The organism is Mucilaginibacter endophyticus (assembly GCF_003351025.1).
Classification (GTDB): domain Bacteria; phylum Bacteroidota; class Bacteroidia; order Sphingobacteriales; family Sphingobacteriaceae; genus Mucilaginibacter; species Mucilaginibacter endophyticus.
On the sequence record NZ_QPCG01000013.1, the window covers coordinates 31,598 to 52,649 of the forward strand.

The 21,052-nt window shown below is 43.4% G+C and carries 20 protein-coding genes; 14 read left to right on the forward strand and 6 right to left on the reverse strand.

Going from position 1 to position 21,052, the window contains the following annotated elements:
* Positions 1–22: 22 nt before the first annotated feature.
* On the reverse strand, positions 23–1,255 hold the full coding sequence (locus tag DUL71_RS30775) for a serpin family protein (RefSeq protein WP_114941659.1): 1,233 nt from the start codon (positions 1,253–1,255) through the stop codon (positions 23–25).
* A gap of 151 nt (positions 1,256–1,406) precedes the next feature.
* On the opposite strand from DUL71_RS30775, the gene DUL71_RS30780 reads away from it, so the two are divergent.
* The 4 genes from DUL71_RS30780 to DUL71_RS30795 all read left to right on the forward strand — a co-directional run bounded on the left by DUL71_RS30780 (position 1,407) and on the right by DUL71_RS30795 (position 5,334).
* Positions 1,407–2,651 carry an alkaline phosphatase family protein gene (locus DUL71_RS30780; protein WP_114941660.1) on the forward strand — a complete coding sequence of 415 codons (1,245 nt, stop codon included), beginning with the start codon at positions 1,407–1,409 and terminating at the stop codon, positions 2,649–2,651.
* A gap of 430 nt (positions 2,652–3,081) precedes the next feature.
* On the forward strand, positions 3,082–3,951 hold the full coding sequence (locus DUL71_RS30785) for a hypothetical protein (RefSeq protein ID WP_114941661.1): 870 nt from the start codon (positions 3,082–3,084) through the stop codon (positions 3,949–3,951).
* Between the two features lie 46 nt (positions 3,952–3,997).
* Positions 3,998–4,426, forward strand: coding sequence for a hypothetical protein (locus DUL71_RS32140; protein ID WP_154402529.1), 429 nt, complete (start codon positions 3,998–4,000; stop codon positions 4,424–4,426).
* A 71-nt stretch (positions 4,427–4,497) separates the two neighbouring features.
* Positions 4,498–5,334, forward strand: a complete 837-nt coding sequence (locus DUL71_RS30795) for a DUF6263 family protein (protein WP_114941662.1) — start codon at positions 4,498–4,500, stop codon at positions 5,332–5,334.
* A 96-nt stretch (positions 5,335–5,430) separates the two neighbouring features.
* Here the strand turns inward: DUL71_RS30795 and DUL71_RS30800 are convergent, their stop codons facing one another.
* Positions 5,431–6,330: an alpha/beta hydrolase gene (locus tag DUL71_RS30800; protein WP_244228890.1), complete on the reverse strand. Its 900-nt coding sequence runs from the start codon at positions 6,328–6,330 to the stop codon at positions 5,431–5,433.
* A 180-nt stretch (positions 6,331–6,510) separates the two neighbouring features.
* Between DUL71_RS30800 and trxA the strand changes: the two genes are divergently transcribed.
* From trxA to DUL71_RS30845, 9 genes are all read left to right on the forward strand, one after another.
* On the forward strand, positions 6,511–6,807 hold the full coding sequence (gene trxA, locus DUL71_RS30805) for a thioredoxin (protein WP_090530271.1): 297 nt from the start codon (positions 6,511–6,513) through the stop codon (positions 6,805–6,807).
* Positions 6,808–6,910: 103 nt separating this feature from the next.
* Positions 6,911–7,564: a TetR family transcriptional regulator C-terminal domain-containing protein gene (locus DUL71_RS30810; protein WP_114941664.1), complete on the forward strand. Its 654-nt coding sequence runs from the start codon at positions 6,911–6,913 to the stop codon at positions 7,562–7,564.
* Between the two features lie 4 nt (positions 7,565–7,568).
* Positions 7,569–8,927 (forward strand): ABC1 kinase family protein, encoded by a 1,359-nt coding sequence (locus DUL71_RS30815; RefSeq protein ID WP_114941665.1) that lies wholly within the window; start codon positions 7,569–7,571, stop codon positions 8,925–8,927.
* Positions 8,928–9,003: 76 nt separating this feature from the next.
* The gene (locus tag DUL71_RS30820) at positions 9,004–9,576 is read left to right on the forward strand and encodes a hypothetical protein (protein ID WP_114941666.1); all 573 of its coding nucleotides are present in this window, start codon (positions 9,004–9,006) and stop codon (positions 9,574–9,576) included.
* A 25-nt stretch (positions 9,577–9,601) separates the two neighbouring features.
* The gene (locus DUL71_RS30825) at positions 9,602–9,916 is read left to right on the forward strand and encodes a Dabb family protein (RefSeq protein ID WP_114941667.1); all 315 of its coding nucleotides are present in this window, start codon (positions 9,602–9,604) and stop codon (positions 9,914–9,916) included.
* Between the two features lie 65 nt (positions 9,917–9,981).
* Positions 9,982–12,057 carry a SusC/RagA family TonB-linked outer membrane protein gene (locus tag DUL71_RS30830; RefSeq protein ID WP_114941668.1) on the forward strand — a complete coding sequence of 692 codons (2,076 nt, stop codon included), beginning with the start codon at positions 9,982–9,984 and terminating at the stop codon, positions 12,055–12,057.
* A 32-nt stretch (positions 12,058–12,089) separates the two neighbouring features.
* Positions 12,090–13,541 carry an SDR family oxidoreductase gene (locus DUL71_RS30835; protein WP_114941669.1) on the forward strand — a complete coding sequence of 484 codons (1,452 nt, stop codon included), beginning with the start codon at positions 12,090–12,092 and terminating at the stop codon, positions 13,539–13,541.
* 180 nt (positions 13,542–13,721) lie between these two features.
* Positions 13,722–14,630 carry a TIGR01777 family oxidoreductase gene (locus tag DUL71_RS30840; protein ID WP_114941670.1) on the forward strand — a complete coding sequence of 303 codons (909 nt, stop codon included), beginning with the start codon at positions 13,722–13,724 and terminating at the stop codon, positions 14,628–14,630.
* The gene (locus DUL71_RS30845; protein WP_114941671.1) at positions 14,620–15,933 is read left to right on the forward strand and encodes a cryptochrome/photolyase family protein; all 1,314 of its coding nucleotides are present in this window, start codon (positions 14,620–14,622) and stop codon (positions 15,931–15,933) included. Before DUL71_RS30840 ends, DUL71_RS30845 begins: the two co-directional genes overlap by 11 nt.
* 3 nt (positions 15,934–15,936) lie before the next feature.
* Here DUL71_RS30845 and DUL71_RS30850 read toward each other — a convergent pair whose 3' ends face one another.
* The 4 genes from DUL71_RS30850 to ggt all read right to left on the reverse strand — a co-directional run bounded on the left by DUL71_RS30850 (position 15,937) and on the right by ggt (position 20,293).
* Entirely contained in the window at positions 15,937–16,860 is a 924-nt protein-coding gene (locus DUL71_RS30850) for an FKBP-type peptidyl-prolyl cis-trans isomerase (RefSeq protein ID WP_114941672.1), read from the reverse strand.
* 78 nt (positions 16,861–16,938) lie between these two features.
* Positions 16,939–17,439 (reverse strand): FKBP-type peptidyl-prolyl cis-trans isomerase, encoded by a 501-nt coding sequence (locus DUL71_RS30855; RefSeq protein ID WP_154402530.1) that lies wholly within the window; start codon positions 17,437–17,439, stop codon positions 16,939–16,941.
* Positions 17,440–17,970: 531 nt separating this feature from the next.
* A complete protein-coding gene (locus tag DUL71_RS30860) occupies positions 17,971–18,414 on the reverse strand; it encodes a MarR family winged helix-turn-helix transcriptional regulator (protein WP_114941674.1) in 444 nt (147 codons plus the stop codon).
* A 157-nt stretch (positions 18,415–18,571) separates the two neighbouring features.
* A complete protein-coding gene (gene ggt, locus DUL71_RS30865; protein WP_114941675.1) occupies positions 18,572–20,293 on the reverse strand; it encodes a gamma-glutamyltransferase in 1,722 nt (573 codons plus the stop codon).
* A gap of 243 nt (positions 20,294–20,536) precedes the next feature.
* Between ggt and DUL71_RS30870 the strand changes: the two genes are divergently transcribed.
* Positions 20,537–21,031: a hypothetical protein gene (locus DUL71_RS30870; RefSeq protein ID WP_112568642.1), complete on the forward strand. Its 495-nt coding sequence runs from the start codon at positions 20,537–20,539 to the stop codon at positions 21,029–21,031.
* Positions 21,032–21,052 lie beyond the last annotated feature (21 nt).

The following is a 21,052-nucleotide window of genomic DNA, read 5'->3' on the forward strand; positions in this document are numbered from 1 at the left end:
TCTTATTGGTATTTATTAGCGCTTATTCGCCCTTTGTTGGATCATTAACAATCCCTGCAAATAATATCAATCCGGTTTTCATCTCCCTGATCGCGAAAATGAATGGCTTATCTAAAATGATATTTTTTGTAGGTGCCGCTGTGAGCCCCATGCCTACCTCCGTTACGGCTGCGGCTTCGGTGCCATCCTCGTTCACATCAATATAGGCTTTATGCTTTACTTCGGTTATGGTAAGCCCAGTTGAACTGATCCGGCTAAAATCAGCCTGATCGCTAAAAGCAATACTCATTCCCAAAGATTTTAAGATTTCTTTTAAGTCGACACCATAGCTGAATTTAAATTTAGGAAGAGTGATATTTGATTTGCTGGAAGTAAGTTTTCCCATCAATACATTCCATTTATCCGAATCGAGACTGAGGGCAAAGGTTTTCACATCGGCATCGGGCATGATCATTACCATACTGTATTTACTGTTGCTGTATGGCAGTTCAACCACGGTTGCTTCACTATTAAAAGCTACGTTAAGGTTAACATCATTATTGGTCATGAAACTGGCCTGCACCGTACTGTTATCGGCAAGGTGAAAAGATGTTTTATACGTTTTGCCAGCATCGAAGCGGGTTTTCCAGGTACTTTTGAAGTAAATGGCATTAATGAGAAACATTCTGGCCCCGTCATTTATCTGATCTATGATCTTGGTGATCTTGTTATTGGTTTGCCCGCTCACCCAACTATTAATAGTATTTGCAGATCCTGTTTTATCGTTAAAATCAAGCGCTTTTACCTCGGCATTATAAAAATCGGTATTGGTTTTTATGAATGCAGGCAGCGGTGTAAAACTATTAGCGTACCAGATGGAGTTGGCTATTTTAAGTGTTGTATTTGGGTCAAGATCAGGAAGATTGGTGATCAGGTTGTGATGATAGCTATTCACCTGATCCTCGGTAAAACCGTCAAAATCCATTGTTTTACGAATATCGGTAAGCGTTTGCCCGGCGGCGCCATTGCTGGTCATGCCAACAGCAAAGCTTATGCTCAATGGCGAGAGGATTAGATTTTGGCTATTGGATACAGTTCCCAGGCCTGCTTTAAACAGTTTTAAGGTAAAAGCATTGCCGGGGCCAACCTGCTGTTGCTCAGTTGCCGAAAGCACAAGGTCTTTACCCGGGCCGTTATTAATTGGGCCATTACCTCCCTTTTTGCAGGCGGCTATCGTTAAAATTCCAATACTAAGTAAGGTTAGTTTGCGCATCATAGTTGATAGGTTTATAATTACATTACGAAAAGTAAATTACTTACGCTACAGCGAGTTAAAATTACTGCGGATAAAAAAGTATAACAATTTTTTAACTTCCGGGCTTGTTAAAACACCGTAGTTTAGTCCTTTAAAATACTCATTTATACTGATGCGAAATCTACTTAAAACCGCGGCCCTTGCGCTGCTGGTATCAGCCGGGATCAATGCCGCTGCACAAACCCGTAAAGCTGTTTTTATTATTGCCGATGGCATCCCTGCCGATGTGATTGAAAAGCTAAATACCCCTAACCTTAAGCTGATAGCTAAACAGGGCGCCTATCTTCGCGCCCATGTTGGCGGCGAAAAAGGAGGTTATTCACAAACCCCGACCATATCGGCCAATGGATATAACAGTTTACTAACCGCTACCTGGGTAAACAAGCACAACGTTTGGGGCAATGATATCAAAGCGCCTAACTATAATTACTGGAACGTATTCAGGATGTTTAAGAATGCTTATCCGAACAAAAAAACAGCTGTGTTCAGTAGTTGGACAGATAACCGTACCAAGCTCGTTGGCGATAAACTACCTGAAGCCGGAAACATCCACCCGGATTATGCTTATGACGGTTATGAACTTGATACCCTTAAATTCCCGCATGATAAGGCGGGGAATTATATGCACCTGATTGATGAGCAGGTAGTATCATCGGCGGCGGAATGTATTAAAGACAAAGCTCCCGACCTGTCATGGGTATACCTGGAGTATACCGACGATATGGGCCATAGATACGGCGATAGCCCGCAATATTATGACGCTATCGAAAAAATGGACGCGCAGGTTGGCAAGATCTGGGCAGCCATACAATATCGCAAACAACATTTTAAAGAAGACTGGCTGATCTTTATCACCACAGATCATGGCCGCAGCGAGGCAACAGGAAAGGACCATGGCGGTCAAAGCGCACGTCAGCGCTCTACCTGGATGGTTACCAGTTATCGCCCGCTAAACAACTACGCTAAATACTATACCCCAGGTATTGTGGACATCACGCCCTCAATCAACAGCTTTTTGAATGTAAAAGTACCGGAAGCGCAGCAACGCGAAATGGATGGCATCTCGCTTATCGGCGCGGTATCTGTTGCTGAGCCTATGGCTAACTATGTTCAAGGCTCGTTAGATATAAGCTGGAAAGCGCTTGACCCTAAAGGCAATGTAAAGATCTGGGTAGCTGCAGACAATGCTTTTAAAGAAGGCAAAACCGATGAATACAAATTATTAGCTACCGTCCCTGTTATCAATGAGCATACACTGGTTGATGTTAAAAATATGCCTTCCAAATTTTACAAGATCTGTATTGAAGGCGCTAACAATACAGTTAACCGTTGGGTTATATTGGATGATAAAAAATAGATAGCCTGGCATCAAGAGTTAAAATCTGACCGACTCAGCTATGCATCTTTAGAGCCTCCTCACTGTTTCACGGAGAGGAGGCTTTTATTCTACCAGCCCCCATTTCTAAAAACATATCTTTCCCCAAAATACAAACCACTTGGTATTGTACACCCTACCCCGGCTCCGTAAAATTGTGATATAAAAACAACCCAAAACCACAATGAGAAAGCCACCATTATGTACCCCAGATTTAAACCCGGCAAATAGAAGTACACCTGATTTTAGTAACACAATTACTATATGCCGATTATGGAACCTGTTAATTTATCTGCAAGCGAAAAATTGCCCGTTGCTTTTTTGAAGTTAAAATGCATACATTAGTTTATCGCCTGATAGCGTTACACTGTTTGCCACAACAATTGACACCTTACCTAACCTATTTACTAAAATGATTTTTAAAACCAATATATGGGTATTTGTTTGCTGTGCTGTAGCTACACTTTGTTTAAGTATACAAACCGCCCATAGCCAAAACCAGTTCGAAAAGGAACTCACTCAAAAAATGGATGATTTCCTGTCGCCAACGCCTCAAATTAATCAGCAATCATCACAAACAAAGGCTCAGCTTTACCCAGGTGATGCCCCGGGCGGTATCCTAATCCCGTCTGGCTTTGGAGGGTATGGTACCTATTTATTCGGAGGTATCGGCGCTACCTATCCCGAAGTTTACAGAAACAACAAAGCCGACCTGATCACTTCGATAGGAGCATGTGTAGGTAATCCGGCGAAGGCGATAAACTTTGCTGCAAGCATAAACATGACCGATGTACATAAGTTTAGGGATTTTTCGGGAAACTTTATTGTAAGCCGCATCTTATTTACCGGAACAAGCATTTCGGCAGGGGCATTACAGGTATTTGCAAACAATAGATTTTCTGACGCGTCCGGCTCAACTTTTTACTTAGCGGTTAGCCACGCTGTACAAACGGTGCCATCGTTAACACCGGGCTGTTCGAGGCTTACTTATACAATTGGAATTGGCAGCGGCAGGTTTTATGAAAAGAGCCCCAAAGATATTGAAGCAGGTAAAGGGAAACATGGCACTGCCATATTTGGCAGCCTCTCCTACGAGTTAATCCGGCACGTAAACGTAAATGCCGAGTGGACGGGCATGAACCTCGGCATTTCTGCAGGAGTTAGACCTTTTCCGGTACCTTTAAGCTTAGCAGTAGGTGTTGCTAACCTTACCCGGTACACTAACGACAGGGCCAATATGGTATTTTCTGTCGGTTACCCGCTTTCCCTAAACCGACGATAGGCCACACTTAGTACAAATCAATCACTTCATTAAAACATATTAAGCAATGAAAAAAATAATCATAGCAGCATTAGTCGCGTCTGCAACTTTGGCAATAAGCACTAAAAATGCCGTTGCACAGGGCAGGGTCAATCAATCGGACTGGAACGTACCACCGCCAATACCGCCTGTACCTCCTATTCCCCCCGTGCCACCAATACCACCGGTGCCACCTATTCCACCGGTACCGCCAATACCTCCGGTTCCACCTATTCCACCGGTGCCACCAATAACACCAGTGCCACCTATTCCGCCGGTGCCACCTATTCCACCGGTGCCGCCGATACCTCCGGTACCACCTATTCCGCCAGTGCCACCGATACCACCAGTGCCGCCTATTCCGCCGGTACCGCCAATACCACCGGTGCCACCGATACCTCCGGTACCACCAATACCGCCGGTGCCGCCAATACCGGGTTTAAAACCCTTACATTAATTAGGACCGATGCATGGCAGTTATTTTAACTGCCGTGCATTAAAAAATACATTTCTATTTAAACTGAAAACATGAAACTTCAAATACCAAAGCTTAAAGTGATCTTAATCCTTTTGCTTACAGGTTTATCTACTTTAAGCAAAGCGCAAACAGCTCACCGCACATTTACCTTTAAAAAAGGCGATCAGTTTCAGCGCACCGCCTTTTTAAGTTCAAACACTGTACTACAGCGTGGCGATCAAAAATTTAACATCAATAGCTTCTCATCAACAACTAAAGTTTATGATGTTGTTGATGCTACCGGGCAGGGATTTAACCTGGCCGTTACTACCAAACATATTGCCGATACCATTGATGCTATGGGTAAAAAAATGGCGTACAGCTCAGACAAGCCTGCTAACGACAGCTCGGCCATTGCAAAGGCACTAAATAATATCGCCGGTAAGGTAGCATCGGTAACCATCAATAAAAACGGGCTTGTAACTGATGTAACCGACCCTGCGCTTCAATTTACTAACGATACACTGACAGCCTTCACCGGCCTGCAGCAGGAGCAAATTGTAAAAGGCACAACCCTTGGCCTCCTGGCCGATTTTGTGGTAACCCAATCCCTCAAACCCGGCTACACCTGGGCCGATTCGACAACGGCGAACGGGCAAAAAACCAAAAACACCTTCTGGGTAGATAAGATCAGCGATAAAACAACCACCGTTGTATTTGAAAGCGCCATCACAGGCGGCTATATCAACAGCAACACCAATGGGGTATACGTAATTGATAACCAAACAGGCGTAGTACTGGAGCGGATGATGAAAAGTATTATAAGCAGCTACCAACTGCACAATCATGTAGTTTACGCCGCGTCAAAACGCACAGCTTTTACCGAAAGCTGCTACAAAATACATTAGTCCCCGAACGTAGGGGTACAATAGGGGCTATTGTTAAAAGAGATGGCTATGCGGTTAAGCCAAACGCATATGCCTCTCTTTTTTGTTTTATCTCGTTTAGTGAAGCTTCATCCTTTTTGCCGCCGCAGGGTGCAAATAGTTATTGTCACTTAGCCAATCGGCCATGCGCTGGGGCCAGGTGCTGATGCTTTGCAACTTTGAACGGTACCCCATATTAAAGCCATGATCGCCCTGGGTATAAATATGCACTTCAACCGGTATTTTTGCTTCGCGATAACGCTGCAATAATTTCACTACCGATGGCGAACAGCAAACATCATCATTGGCAGCTAACAAAAACGCGGGCGGCGCATCATAAGGTAATTCATCAGGAATATAAAGCGGCCCCGGGTAGATTTGGATCAAAAACGACGGACGGGCATTTAACCTGTCTATTTGATCTATGGCTTTCGGATCTCCTTTGCCTTCGCCGTAAGCCACCATATCAACCACTTCACCACCCGCCGAAAAACCCATCATCCCAATGCGGTTAGTATCCAGTCCATATTCTGCGGCCTTACTGCGTACCAACCGCATAGCCCGGTAGCCGTCCTGTTTGGCATGTACATCTATTTTGTATGGCGATAGCGTATCTCTGCCCAGACGGTATTTCAACACAAAAACAGTAATACCTAAACTATTGAGGTATTTAGCCGGATCAACACCTTCGGCAGTATATACCAGCAAGCGATGCCCTCCGCCCGGGCATACTACCACTGCGGCACCATTGGCTTTATCCTTGGGTGGTAAAAACACAGTAAGCGAAGGATTGTGGATATTTTTTACCCAGTAATCCTTAGCCTGCTCCGGCTCATTGCGGCGGCTTTCAAAACCGGGCGCTCCGTTTGGCCAAAGTGGTATAACCACATTCTGAGCCATGCCCGCAAAAGGCAGTAACAGCATCAGCAGAAATAGGTATGTGCTTAGTTTTGTTTGCATAAAGTAAATATAGTTCATAGCCGATGCTTTGGTATGAAAACACTAAACTTTTACGCGGCTTAATGGTTAAATTTGAATAGTTCATGGTTCATAGATGATGGTTCATGGTTTGAAAGTTAACGATTTGATAACCTGTTCTCTATAAAGCGATCCGTTCTATGATCTATGAACCATGATCCATAGACTAATAAAAAACTTATGGCAAATTTCCAGGAAATAATAGCATCAGAAACACCGGTACTGGTCGATTTTTCGGCTGAGTGGTGCGGGCCTTGTAAAATGATGCCGCCTATACTGCACGACGTAAAAACTGCGTTAGGTGATAAGGTAAAGATCATCAAAATAGATATCGACAAAAATCCTGCGGCGGCCAGTGCATATCGCATACAAAGCGTGCCTACCCTCATGATCTTTCAAAAGGGGCAAAGCAAATGGCGCCAAAGCGGCGTGGTACAAGCAAGACAACTGCAGCAGGTGGTGGAGCAATTTTTATAGCCTCACCCGACCCTCTCCTTTGGAGAGGGAGTTTATAGAATTCAATTTATATTACTATTCAAAAAAGGCCTCTCCTTCAGAGAGGATTTAGGAGAGGTTTAACATGGCAACTATCGAAAGCATCCAGAACGCATACATCGATTATGTGTTAACCGAGGGCGAGCAGCCTAAATCGGTTTATATTTTCGCGAAGCAAAATGAAATGAGCGAAGCCGAGTTTTACCAGTTTTATGGCTCTTTCGAGGCTGTAGAACAGGGCATTTGGGCAGGCTTTGCCAACAAAACACTGGCCGAGATCCGCGCGCAGGAAGTTTGGGAAGGTTACACCTCGCGCGAAAAAGCTTTATCATTTTTTTATGGCTTTTTTGAGCTGATCAAAAGCAGTCGCAGCTTTGCTGTTTACAGCATTAAAAAACAGCCCAAAGGTTTTACCACGCCAAAAGTATTTACTCCGCTAAAAGATATCTTTGAAAGCTTTGCCGATGAGATCATGAAGGAAGGCATTGAAAGTACCGAGCTGAGCGACCGTAAATACTTCTCAAAAAAATACAAAGATGCGCTTTGGGTGCAATTCGTGTTTATACTCAATTTCTGGATCAATGATAACTCAGCAGGTTTTGAAAAAACCGACGAAGCCATTGAAAAAGGCATTAACGTAACTTTTGATCTTTTCCAGCGTTCGCCAATCGACAACCTTTTTGAATACGGCAAATTTTTGGTACAGAACGGCGGGATAAAAGATAAGATGGGATTTTAATAATATGGAAGACAACGAGAAAGTCTCCCCTTCCGGGGGAGATTTAGAGGGGGTTCCCGAACAAAATAGTATACCAACAACCAAAGTACAGCGGTCGGCCAAATTTGTGAAAACAGGTATTAAAATTGGCGGCAACTATATTAAGCATTACTCTAAAAAGCTGTTCAATCCTGATCTGGACAAATCGGAGTTAAATGAGGATAACGCGGCCGATATATATCAATCATTAAGCGAACTTAAAGGCAGTGCGCTTAAAGTAGCGCAAATGCTCAGCATGGATAAAAACCTGCTGCCGCAGGCTTATGTTGATAAGTTCACCCAGTCGCAATATAACGCGCCACCGCTTTCCGGGCCACTTATTGTACAAACGTTCAGGAAATATTTTGGTAAAAATCCCGATCAGATTTTTGATAAGTTCAATATCCGATCCACCAATGCCGCCTCAATTGGACAAGTTCACCAGGCCGAGTTGAATGGCAAAAAACTGGCCGTTAAGATCCAGTACCCTGGTGTGGGCGATTCTATCTCATCAGACCTTAAGCTGGTTAAACCATTTGCGTTCCGGATGCTGGGCATGAGCGAAAAGGAACTGGATGTATACATGAAAGAGGTTGAAGAGCGTCTGCTTGAGGAAACTGATTACGAGCTGGAAGTGCGCCGCTCTGTTGAATTTTCCAACGCCTGCGCCAATCTTGATAATGTTGTTTTCCCCAATTATTACCCTGAGTTAAGCAGCAAACGTATTATCACCATGGATTGGCTGGAGGGTAAGCATCTGAAAGAGTTTTTGGCTACCAAGCCATCACAGCAACTTCGCGACCAGATAGGTCAGGCTTTGTGGGATTTTTATAACTTTCAGCAGCATGAACTCCGTGCTGTACATGCCGACCCACATCCGGGAAATTTCATGATCACCCCTGAAGGCAAACTTGGTGTTATTGATTTTGGCTGTATTAAGGAAATGCCCGAGGATTTTTATTACCCTTTCTTCTCGCTCACCTCAACCAATTTACTGGACAATAAAGAAGAAACCATCAAGGCGTTCCGCCAGTTGGATATGATCCACAAGGATGATACCCCGGCTCAGATCGAATTTTATTTTACCCAGTATAAAGAGATGATCAGTTTGTTTGCCTTGCCGTACATCACTGATACATTTGATTTCAGTCAGACAGCATTTTTTGATAAGCTCTATGGCTTTGGCGAGCGTATTTCAAAAATGCCTGAATTTAAACAAGCTCGTGGTGTTAAGCATTTTATTTATGTAAACCGCACCAATTTCGGGCTGTATAATATTTTGCATGAACTAAAGGCCAAAGTTAAAACCGATACTTTTAAGCCACATGTGGTGCTGGAATATTAATTCAGTTTGCAGTTTTGAGTTTGCAGTAAACAGTGATTAAATAATTCAACTATATTTGAATAACCTGTGGCCGTTTATGAAAATCCCCTTTCTGTTTTTGATAGTTTGTTTACTGGCTGCCTGCAAAGCAAAGCCATCCAAAGCCAATCGGGACACATCAAAATCAAAAATAGCTAAAGTACTGCCAGCATCTTATAAAGCATCTAACAAGGTAATTTCAACAACTGCCGATACTGCTGATATAGACGAGCAACGCGACGCCTACGCGAATTATTACATCGTGGTAGCTGACACGGGGTTGAACTATTACTTGCTTCGCGATAAGATGTTTGAGCTGAACAAATCATCCAATATCCCTATCGATACAATGGATCGCGGGTACAACAAAGCTAAAGACCTCATCGCATTATCCGATAAAGATGAAGATGAGATTTATGCGGGCGAATATTATCCCAGGAGATATCCATCCAAAACTTTAAGCCTCGAATATCTCGATACCTATCGATATAATACCGGCCCAAAAACCATTGCTTTAGTGGCCGGAATTTATGAAAACAAAAACAGCGCCGATAGTGCCTTCCAAATTATTGATAAGCTTAAAACAGCCTTTGTTTTTAAAGGGAAAGTTTATGTAGGCTGTATGCACTAATATCAATTTTAAATACACATACACTATGCCAATACTCCAAAACACTTTTGTACATCACGTACACTTCTGGCTTAAAAATAAAGCCGATAAAGATAAACTGATTGAAGGGCTTAACATCCTCCTCCCTATTCCGCACATCCGTGATATACATATCGGTGTGCCTGCTGATACCAACCGCGATGTGATTGACCGCTCATATGATGTATCGCTATTAATATTGTTTGATACCCCCGAAGCACAGGAAGCTTACCAGGTTGACCCTACCCACATTGTATTTGCCGAACAGTATGCAAAACCACTATGCAGCAAAGTTGTAGTGGTTGACAGCGTAAATATTTAAGGTTAAATTAAAACAGATAAGGCTAAATGATATATATTTAGCCTTATTTATTTTTAAACCTTATCATGTATTCACGGATTCCCTGCCTTATTGCACTGGCTATATGCCTTTCATTTTCAAAAGCTCACGCTCAAACCGATACTTCGCATTATGATTTGGGAAGGGTAAAACTTGATAAAAAGTTTACTCAAAGTATTACCCTTAAAGGGGCCGATCTGCAACGCCAACCTTTCGCTAATATAAGCGACGCGCTTAATGTGTGGTTTTACGGCACTTACACCAACAGCGGTTCTGTAATATATGTAATTGACGGCAATATCGTTAACGATGTAAATGCTTATAATATTAATGATATTGAAGAGATAACGCTGGTTCAGAACGCAGTTGCACAGGCAAGCGGCGCTCCGTCGCAGCAACAAATGATACTGATAAAAACAAAACGGAGCAAACCCGGAAAATCGGGTATCGAAGCGACTGGGCAAACCAATCTTATTAATGTGCGGAACATGTCAAATGTCAAAGACATTAACAGCCCTACCAATGTTTATCATCAGTATTATTTATCGGGTTATAAAAACACAGATCTTGTCAGCACAGGTATTTCTGCCACATATTTAAGGGATGTTTTTCCTACTTTAACTACTTCTAAGCAAGCTAATATCAAAACACCATTAGGTTTTAACAGGTTTAAATTTAACGGATACGCCGACGTTAAACTTGGCTCAAATAACAGCCTTAGCGCAACTGCAACTTACGTACCGCAGGTTACCCGCTTTGACTATGATAACTCCAACATTTATAATGACCCAAACACGGCTTCGCGGGCGCAAACAATTACGGCTTACCATGCCAAACAAAACCTGTTAAATGGTGGTATCAGGTTAAATTCGCAATTGGCAAAAGGCCTTAAAAATAATTTATCGGCTTCATACAGTTATTATAATTACAACGAGGATTATAATTACAACTATTATAGCAGCGACCTGCATAGCAGTACCGATGCCTACAGCCTCCATCGCAGAAACGTACTCCTGCTTCGGGACAATTTAAGCTATCAGAAAACCATAGGTGATTTTAGCATTGAGCCGGCAGTTGATTTTAGCTATCGTTATACACGCGATTCTACCGCCAAGGCCACAAACAACGAAACATCCAGCGGAACCGACCCTTCATTCCCTTCCACTTCTGCCGAGCGTACATATGCTAAACGCAAAGACTATCTGCTAACACCATCGTTAGGCATATCATTCAAAAACAGCATCAATTTACAGGGTGGTTTCGTAACGGTATTGGATTCAAAAAAGAGCCTGGCTATAGCAAGCAATGCAGAGCTTAAACGGATCTTTCCTTTTGCATCAGCTTCGGTGAATGTTTCTTCCCTGGCAGGTATCAATATTGTTGGCATAAAACTTTACGGCTCTTACTCAAAACAGAGTATACTTTTACAAACAGATGGTGAGCATCTTACCGGCTTTAGCTTTGATGGGCCGTTACAAAATTCATTAAACTCAGGCGGCTACCCTAATTTTACCTACGACCCGTTAAAATCCTATAACGTTTATACAGCCGGAGCCGACGTTAATGTTTCGGCTTTGCTATCTGTTAATTACAATTATGAACGCGGAGGACTCCAGATCCCTATACTTTATTATCTGCCGTACGGCGCTAACGGAAGCCAAAGCTTTATTGGATATGTCGACTCAAAATATACACGTAACCGTATTGGCATAACTTTCCGTGTTGTTGATAAAACGGATGCTCACTTTATTACAGGCCTTAATGCCACTAATATTAAACAACGCACAAATACTATTACAGGAAACCTTGCCACTGGCGATAAGGTGTGGACAGGAGGCTGGGTTAACCGACTTGATATCAACCGTGTTTTTGCGGGCATGGATGTTTTATATCAGTTGGGCGGGGGAGGTTTTGCTAATCCGTATTCCAGTATTGATCCTATATTGGGGCCGAGTGATCACTCGTTTTCCCTGCAAAACGTTTACTTCGGTTATAAACTACAGATAAACAGGTTCAAAAATTTTGAAGTATTTGCCAACGGCCGCAATATCTGGCAAAACAAAAAATCAGAAATTACCGACAACCGCAGGTTTTACGGCCTCGGATTTAAACTGGGATTGTAAAACCCCTTGCCTTTTTTATTGTTTCACTAAGCATGAAGGTTTTGCTTGCTGGTGCAAACGGCTATATAGGTACGCGGCTTATCCCGGTTTTACTGGAGAAAGGGCATGATGTGGTTTGCCTGGTGCGTGATAAGCGCCGCTTTCATGAGCACAGTGATTTTAGCAAGCAGGTTGCCCTCATAACGGGCGACCTGCTCAAAGAATCAAAAATAGAGCCTTTTCCCGATGATATTGACGCGGCCTATTACCTGGTGCATTCCATGGCGCAAACGCAGGATTTTGCCGCGCTCGAAACCTTATCGGCCCATAACTTTGTGCAAGCCCTTGATAAAACCCGGTGCAGGCAAACCATATTTTTAAGCGGGATTACTAATGATGCCAACCTCTCACGCCATTTGGAATCAAGGCGACATGTGGAGGATGTGCTAAAAGAAGGCAAAGCGGCATTAACCGTTTTACGGGCCGCCATCATCATCGGCTCGGGCAGCGCCTCATTCGAGATTATTCGCGACCTTACCGAAAAGCTGCCTGTAATGACAGTTCCGCGCTGGGTTAATACCAAATGCCAGCCCATAGGGATCCGCGATGTGCTGGGCTACCTGGAAGGTGTAATGCTTAACGAAAAATCGTTCAACCACACTTTCGATATCGGCGGACCGGACATCCTTTCGTTTAAACAAATGATGCTTACCTATGCCGAGGTACGTAAGCTGAAGCGATATATTATTACCATACCGTTCCTCTCGCCTAAAATATCATCATACTGGCTGTACTTTGTAACATCTACAAGCTTTACACTGGCCCAAAGCCTGGTGAACAGCATGAAGAACGAAACTGTTATGCATGATCACAGCATTGACGATGTGGTACCGCGTAAATGCCTTACTTATAAAGAATGCCTTGAGTTGGCTTTTGTTAAGATAGAGCAAAACTCCATTGTTTCGAGCTGGAAGGATGCCTTTAACCAGGGCTACCTTAATCCCGGCTTTATGGACCAGATTAAGGTACCGCAAAACGGCACGCAGGAATACAAGGTAAAAATGCCTTTTGAACGGCCAGCCAATGAGGTGTTTACCAATGTGCTTGCCATAGGCGGTAACAGGGGCTGGTACTACTGGGACTGGATCTGGAACATTCGTGGTTTTTTGGATAAAATGTTCGGTGGTGTTGGCTCGCGCCGGGGACGCACCAGCAATGTTAATATTGCCCCTGGCGATGTAATTGATTTCTGGCGGGTTTTACTGGCCGATCGTGAAAATAAACGCCTGCTTTTATATGCCGAAATGAAACTTCCCGGCGAAGCCTGGCTCGAATTTAAAATAATTGAACGCCACGGCAAGCAAAGTTTAAGCCAGGTAGCTACCTTTAGGCCCAGCGGCCTGTGGGGCCGTTTGTACTGGTATGCCATGTGGCCCTTCCACCTGTTTATATTTAACGGCATGGCAAGGGAGATTGTGAATTACCACGAAGCAGCAGGTCATTGAGTCATTACGCTGCGCGGTCACTGGGTCATTGGCTGCGCGTCATTTTGTCATTAAGTCATTGCTAAGCAGGTTTCCAATGATACATAGTCAAATGACACGAAGTAAATGACCTAATGACTGCGAAGCAAAAATGACCTCGCAGCAAAATGACTGCAACGCAAAAATGACACGAAGTAAAAAATGACACGAAGTATATTACTAACCGGCGGATCAGGATTATTGGGCAGGCACCTCACCACGGCTTTATTGGCTAAAGGCTATACCGTTAGTCATTTAAGCCGCAAAGCGGGTAATGATGCCCGGATAAAAACCTATGTATGGGATATCAATAAAGGTATTATCGACGAGCGTTGTATCGATGGCGTTGATACCATTGTACACCTTACCGGTTCGGGCATAGCGGAGAAAAGGTGGACAGAGGCCCGAAAAAGAGACCTGATTGATAGTCGCGTGAAGTCGATTGAGTTGGTTTACGATTTGATGAAGCGTAGGCAGCACCAGGTTACTTCTGTAGTTTCCGCATCTGGCATTGGTTATTACAGTAATCGGGGCGATGAGCTGATGTTTGAAACCAGCACCCCTACCAACGATTTTATATCTCAATGTTGTGTGTTATGGGAGGCCGCGGTTAACGAGGTAGAAAAACTTGGCATCCGCACTGTAAAATTCCGTACCGGGGTGGTTTTGGATAAAAATGGCGGAGCGCTGCCAACACTTGCAAAACCTATCAAATTGTTGGTTGGCTCGCCCATTGGCAGCGGTAAACAATGGGTACCCTGGATCCACTGGCTGGATGTTGTGGATATGTACCTGTTAGGCATCGAAGATAAAGACCTCAATGGTGTTTACAATATGGTTGCGCCCAATCCTGTTACCAATCAACAACTCACCCAGGCCGTTGCCAAACATTTACACAAACCACTGTGGGCGCCCAATGTACCCGGCTTTTTACTTAAGCTTTTATTGGGCGAAATGAGCAGCATTGTATTGGGCAGTACCAAAGTATCGGCACAAAAAATTGAAGATGCCGGGTTTAAATTTAAATATGCCGACCTGGATGCGGCATTAACTGATATTTATGGATCATAAAACACCTGTAACTTTATTCTGGTTTCGCCGCGATTTAAGGCTTGATGATAATACCGGACTATACCATGCCCTCAAAAGCGGCAACCCGGTATTGCCTGTATTTATTTTCGATAAGGAAATTCTTGACCAACTGGAAGATAAAGATGATGCCCGGGTTACGTTCATTTATCAAACCATTGAAGATTTAAGCGCCCAATTGCACAAACATAACGGTAGCTTACTGGTACTTTATGATAAAGCCGCTCATGCCTGGGATGAGCTGATCAAAACATATAACATAGCCGAAGTTTATGCTAATCATGATTACGAACCCTACGCCACCAAACGTGACGGCGAGGTACGTGCAAAACTTAACAAGCATGATATCCCCTTCAAAACTTATAAAGACCAGGTAATTTTTGAAAAGGATGAAGTAGTAAAAGATGATGGCAAACCGTACACGGTTTATACCCCGTATCAGCGCAAATGGTACAGTGCGTTAAAACCATTTTATTTAAAGGCTTATCCTACAAAAAGGTATCTCAAAAACCTCTACCAAACCAAGGCCCTATCAATACCGACTTTAAAAGATATGGGCTTTGAAAAAAGCGATATGCCACTGCCGGATAAAGGCTACGAAAGTGTTATTAAAGATTATAAAGAGCAAAGAGATTTCCCGGCCATTGAAGGTACTTCACATATCGGCATGCACTTACGTTTCGGTACAGTAAGTATTCGTGAACTGGCAAGTACTGCCCATAGCTATCATGATAAAACATGGCTCAATGAACTCATCTGGCGAGAATTTTATATGATGATCCTCCATCATTTTCCGCATACGATGGATCATGCTTTCAGGCCGGAATATGACCGTATCCATTGGGTAAATGATGAAAAACAGTTTGAAGCATGGTGCAAAGGTGAAACCGGTTTCCCGATCATTGACGCGGGCATGCGCGAGCTTAATGCTACAGGCTTTATGCATAACCGGGTACGCATGATAGTAGCCAGTTTTTTAAGTAAAGACCTGCTGATTGACTGGCGCTGGGGCGAACGTTATTTTGCCCGCAAACTACTGGATTATGAAATGGCCAGCAATGTTGGCGGCTGGCAATGGGCAGCAGGTTCGGGTACCGATGCCGCGCCATACTTCAGGATCTTTAACCCCGAAGCCCAAACTAAAAAGTTTGACCCCGAACTTAAATATATAAAAAAATGGGTTCCGGAATATGCCGACTTCAGCAAATATCCAAAACCCATTGTTGATCACAGTAAAGCCCGCGACCGGTGTTTAGCAGCGTTTAAAAAAGCGCTGGCTAAGTAAATATTAGTTAGAAACCGCAGATATCGTAAAATCAAAATAGGTCACAACATTTGCAGCTATCGATGAACTACCTGTTGTACCGTAACCAAATCTTGAAGGTATTATCATTGATACAGCAGCTCCTGTTGTTTGTCCGGTCAGCCCTTCCTGCACACCCTTAACTAATTGATTAACTGTCAGAGACGAAGAAGTTTGACCTTGATTTGTAGTACTGTCAAATACTGTATCATTTAAGTATTTACCCGAATAGGTACAGGTGATATATGAATCAAGATCAATCAGATCTGAACCCGTACCAGGGGTGGCTATTTTTATATATACACCATCTGCTGATTTAGCAAAACCTGTAAGCCCCTTGGATTTGATGTAGTTATTAATGATAGCATCATCATAAAGTTCCTGGTTTGAAACCACGTTAATATAGTAATCCAAACTTTGGTTACCGCCAATATGGGTATTGGCGTTGCTTGAACTACCGGTTCCATAACCGTTAACGCCATAAGCCAAATGCGATGGAATGATAACCCTTGCGGATGTGCCTTTATATTTTATCAGGTTGTGGATAGCAGTTTGCAATCCCTTAGGCAAGTTAGTGCTAACATGGCCTAAATAGCCATAATAATGGTTCTGGTTTAATGAGTCGACAGATACAAACTTTCCGTCAAGGGTGCGAAGCGTAAATACAAAAGAGATCTGATCTGAATAATCCATCGGGGTACCGCGGCCCTGAGATATTATTTTGTAGTAAATACCGGAAGTATCGCCACCGGTAGTATCACGAAGCATATCTGTAATGCCGTTTGCAGCTATGTAATTTTTTATCTGAGATTCGTCGTATTGTTTAATATCAGGGTCGTTCCTGTCTTTCCGGCACGACATAAAGCCTATAGAGATAAGTACTAAGAGCGTAAAAATTGTTTGTTTCATTTATTATAATTTGTCTTTTTAACCGCCAAAAGCGCTTTGCTTTTCCTGGCTTATATTATTCTTTTTTATCAGGCTTTATTAATTGGTTACGCTATACAACTGAATTTGAAAATCAAGTACCGAATTAGCCGGCAAATGTATCGAATCCTGCGCATATGGCCCGTAAGCATAACGCGAAGGGATCAGCAACCTCACCTTTCCTCCCGGTTTTATCTGTGGAATGCCTAACTGCCAGCCTTTAATTACAGCTCCCAGTACATAGCTGGGGTGAAACTGATCTGTCTGCGCAAACACAAAACCCGATGTCAGGACCTTACCTGTAAAACCAACTGTAACCTGTGTCGAATTGGTATAAAGAACATTACCGGTTCCGCCTTCGCCATCGTTCACAATATAGTAAACACCTGTTGTATCTACCCGTTTGGCTTTAAGCGTACTATTGGCAGCCAGATAATCGCTGATTATCTTATCATCAATAGCGGCTTGTGCCCGGTATTGTACAGCAGGGTCAACAGATGATTTAACACATCCGAAAATAATGGTGCTTAACAGCAGTAAAACTAACAGAATCCTGTTCATCAATTCAAAAGGCAAATTTATTCTTTTAAAATAGAAAAACGGCAGCTTAACACTTTTTAACAATTAATAAAAAGCAGGCACCGTTTATAACACCCCACAGAGGATATTTTGAAGCTAAAACGTTCGATTTGAAGTAAAAGTGTTCTACCGTCATTTTGCTTCGCAGTCATTTTTTGCTACGCCAGTCATTGCGCTGCGCTGTCATCGGTCATTGACCACTGCACCACAAGAAATTAACATTTAATGATACAAAGTAAAATGACTGCATAGCAAATGACTGCAACGCGCAATGACAGCGCAATGACACGAAGTAAATGACTGCATAGCAAAATGACTGCAACGCGTAATGACAGCGCAGCGCAATGACACGAAGTAAATGACTGCATAGCAAAATGACTGCAACGCGTAATGACAGCGCAGCGCAATGACACGAAGTAAATGACTGCATAGCAAAATGACTGCAACGCGTAATGACAGCGCAGCGCAATGACACGAAGTAAATGACTGCGAAGCAAATGACGCGCAGCAAACTCAGGGTTTATAATTAACCGTAAGCTTGTTGAGTTTTTTAAGGGTTTCTATGAGGTGCTGTTTATCGGCTTCGCTAATGTTGGCGTCAAGGTAGTTATTAAACTGCCTTACTATTACACGGGCCTGGTGCCGTTTTTCTTTACCTAATGGGGTAAGGTATATCTTAACTGAGCGTTTATCCCCCTCGTTACTTTCGCGGTAAATAAGACCGGTGGCTTCCAGCTGACTAAGCATGCGCGACAAGCTGGTTGATTTAAGCCCCAGCAAGGCCGCCGCCTGCGATACGGTGGTGCCCTCCTTTTCGTCGATATTAATGAGCAGGTAACCTATTGATTGTGTAAAGCCAAACTCAGTAACCAACTGGTTGTACCGGTTAGCCATGGTTTGCCACACTATTTTTATAAAATAGTCGATAGTTTCCTGGTGTTTTACATTATTATGCATGCCTACCAAACGTAAGAAATGGATATTGATTACGCAAGGGCTTTGTTCATTTGTTCATTAGTTCACTGGTTCATTAGTGCCATAAGTCGAAATAAACGTCGTTATGCATCGCATCAAATACCAATGAACTAATGAACCAGTGAACTGATGAACGACGTTACCAACCCATCTTCGTATCATCCCCTCTCGGGTCGGCGCCGCCTTCGTAGTAGCCCCATTTGGTTTTCATGATGGCATCAACCCTGCCGATGGATTGCCTGCTTACTATTTTGTATCCTTTACTTTGCAGTTTGTTCAGGGTAAGGCTGTCAACGCCGTCTTTTTCAATAGTTACCTCATCGGGCAACCATTGGCTGTGGAAACGCTTTGAAGCAACTGCCTGTTGCATACTCTGATTAAATTCAATTACGTTGAGTATGGTTTGAAAAACCGAGGTGATAATGGTTGAGCCTCCGGGGGTGCCAACCACCATTAACAATTTACCATCTTTTTCAACAATGGTAGGTGTCATGGATGATAGCATCCGTTTACCTGGCTGGATACTGTTTGCCTTGCCACCGATAAGTCCATACATATTCGGGACGCCCGGCTTTGAACTGAAATCGTCCATTTCGTTGTTAAGCAAAAAACCCGCCCCGCTTACAAAAATCCTTGAGCCAAAAGTGTCGTTCAATGTAGTAGTAATAGATACCGCGTTGCCATCTCTGTCAACAATAGAGTAGTGTGTGGTCTGATTGCTTTCATATCCTACAAATGCCCCCGGCTGGATACTGGTGCTTGGCGTGGCCGCGTCCCAGCTAAAAGTTTTCATACGCGATGTGATATAAGCCGGCCTGAGCAGGCTATCAACCGGCACTTTATAAAAATCCGGGTCGCCAAGATATTTAGATCTATCGGCATATACCCGGCGTTCGGCCTCTACAATAAGCCTGATGGTAGAATCCTGGTTATATCCCCATTGTTTAAGCGGATAAGGCTCAACCGATTTCAGCAGTTGTAGCAATGCAATCCCACCGCTTGACGGCGGCGGCATAGTGATGATCTTATACTCCTTATAGTTACCAACAAGGGCATCGCGCCAAACGGAATGATAATTTTTAAGGTCGGCCTTAGTGATGAGTCCATTGCCCAGTTTCATTTCGGCTACTACTAAATCAGCAACCGGGCCATCATAAAATCCGTCGCGCCCTTTATCGCGGATCTGTTCAAATGTTTTAGCGAGGTCCTCCTGCACCAGTAAATCACCTTCTTTCCATTCGCCATCCTTCACCAAATAATTTTTACCGGGATTTAACTTTTTGAATTGATCGGCAGCACTGTTCAGGTCCTTAGCCAGGTGTTTGGTTATCTTAAAACCATTACGGGCAAGGTTAATAGCGGGCTGCACCAGGTCGGCCCATTTCAGTTTGCCGTATTTACGATGAGCTTCCACCATGCCATCAACAGACCCCGGCACGCCCGAGGCCTTGTGTGTGTATAGGCTCATATCAGGAATTACGTTGCCTGCCGAGTCGAGGTACATATTGGCATTGGCCTCTGCGGGGCCCTTCTCCCTAAAATCGAGCGTACTTGTTTTGCCATCACCGGCACGGTAAACCATGAAGCCGCCTCCGCCAATGTTGCCGGCCTCGGGTAAAGTAACTGTTAAAGCAAATTGAACCGCGACAGCGGCGTCAACCGCGTTACCTCCTTTTTTCAATATATCAAGTCCAACCTGTGCCGCATCGGGATAGGCGCAAACCACCATCCCGTTGTGGTATTGACCGCTGTTGTTCAATCCCAATTGCCCCGGCGCACAACCAGCCAGGGTGAAAAATATTACGGCAAAAAACAGGAACCGGCATTTCGGATTATTTACTTTGAAGAAGTTTATAGTCATTACAACAATTTAATTTTCACTAATTTATATTATTCGGGCACTTAATTTAACAATCCAACCCTATTATTTCGCACTGAAAACCAACCCAATACAAACAAAACAGGAATGTTTTTTTCGGGCAAATACCATAAAAAGTCAATTCTGCCGTTTATTTGCATAAAATATAAAAGCTCAAATTGAGTTAAACAAGCTGGTCACTTTTTTGTTACAGCTACAATATTGTCAATCATTAAATTCATCTGCATGAAAAAATTAACGTACCTTTTATTTCTTTCCGTTTCCCTTTTACTTATCAGCAAAAAATCACAAGCCCAGGACTATAAAACAGCAGTAGGTTTAAAGTTTGGCGCATACGAGATTGGCCCATCCGTTAAATACTTTATGGACAAAGGCACAGCGCTTGAGGGTATCTTAGGTATCCGCGATCATGGCGCGGTGCTAACCGGTTTATACGAATTAAACCAACAAGCCTTTAACGTTGATAAACTAAGCTTTTACTATGGCTTTGGTGGTCACCTTGGTTCGGTAGGTAGCGGTTACTACAAACGCTTTGGCGGCGACGACGAATACTATAACGGCAAACACATCCTGATTGGCGCCGATGCGGTTATCGGTTTAGAATATGTGTTACCATCTGCCCCTATCGCTATCAGCCTTGACCTTAACCCACGCCTGGAGTTGGCGAGAGGCCCATTCTTTGACATTGCACCCGGACTGGGCGTAAAATATACCTTCTAAAAATTAAAAAAAGCTATCATC

Bases quoted from the DNA above. Each gene is read 5' to 3' on its own strand.
- DUL71_RS30775 (WP_114941659.1), bottom strand. From the start codon at position 1,255: ATGATGCGCAAACTAACCTTACTTAGTATTGGAATTTTAACGATAGCC.
- DUL71_RS30780 (WP_114941660.1), top strand. From the start codon at position 1,407: ATGCGAAATCTACTTAAAACCGCGGCCCTTGCGCTGCTGGTATCAGCC.
- DUL71_RS30785 (WP_114941661.1), top strand. From the start codon at position 3,082: ATGATTTTTAAAACCAATATATGGGTATTTGTTTGCTGTGCTGTAGCT.
- DUL71_RS32140 (WP_154402529.1), top strand. From the start codon at position 3,998: ATGAAAAAAATAATCATAGCAGCATTAGTCGCGTCTGCAACTTTGGCA.
- DUL71_RS30795 (WP_114941662.1), top strand. From the start codon at position 4,498: ATGAAACTTCAAATACCAAAGCTTAAAGTGATCTTAATCCTTTTGCTT.
- DUL71_RS30800 (WP_244228890.1), bottom strand. From the start codon at position 6,330: ATGAACTATATTTACTTTATGCAAACAAAACTAAGCACATACCTATTT.
- trxA (WP_090530271.1), top strand. From the start codon at position 6,511: ATGGCAAATTTCCAGGAAATAATAGCATCAGAAACACCGGTACTGGTC.
- DUL71_RS30810 (WP_114941664.1), top strand. From the start codon at position 6,911: ATGGCAACTATCGAAAGCATCCAGAACGCATACATCGATTATGTGTTA.
- DUL71_RS30815 (WP_114941665.1), top strand. From the start codon at position 7,569: ATGGAAGACAACGAGAAAGTCTCCCCTTCCGGGGGAGATTTAGAGGGG.
- DUL71_RS30820 (WP_114941666.1), top strand. From the start codon at position 9,004: ATGAAAATCCCCTTTCTGTTTTTGATAGTTTGTTTACTGGCTGCCTGC.
- DUL71_RS30825 (WP_114941667.1), top strand. From the start codon at position 9,602: ATGCCAATACTCCAAAACACTTTTGTACATCACGTACACTTCTGGCTT.
- DUL71_RS30830 (WP_114941668.1), top strand. From the start codon at position 9,982: ATGTATTCACGGATTCCCTGCCTTATTGCACTGGCTATATGCCTTTCA.
- DUL71_RS30835 (WP_114941669.1), top strand. From the start codon at position 12,090: ATGAAGGTTTTGCTTGCTGGTGCAAACGGCTATATAGGTACGCGGCTT.
- DUL71_RS30840 (WP_114941670.1), top strand. From the start codon at position 13,722: ATGACACGAAGTATATTACTAACCGGCGGATCAGGATTATTGGGCAGG.
- DUL71_RS30845 (WP_114941671.1), top strand. From the start codon at position 14,620: ATGGATCATAAAACACCTGTAACTTTATTCTGGTTTCGCCGCGATTTA.
- DUL71_RS30850 (WP_114941672.1), bottom strand. From the start codon at position 16,860: ATGAAACAAACAATTTTTACGCTCTTAGTACTTATCTCTATAGGCTTT.
- DUL71_RS30855 (WP_154402530.1), bottom strand. From the start codon at position 17,439: ATGAACAGGATTCTGTTAGTTTTACTGCTGTTAAGCACCATTATTTTC.
- DUL71_RS30860 (WP_114941674.1), bottom strand. From the start codon at position 18,414: ATGCATAATAATGTAAAACACCAGGAAACTATCGACTATTTTATAAAA.
- ggt (WP_114941675.1), bottom strand. From the start codon at position 20,293: ATGACTATAAACTTCTTCAAAGTAAATAATCCGAAATGCCGGTTCCTG.
- DUL71_RS30870 (WP_112568642.1), top strand. From the start codon at position 20,537: ATGAAAAAATTAACGTACCTTTTATTTCTTTCCGTTTCCCTTTTACTT.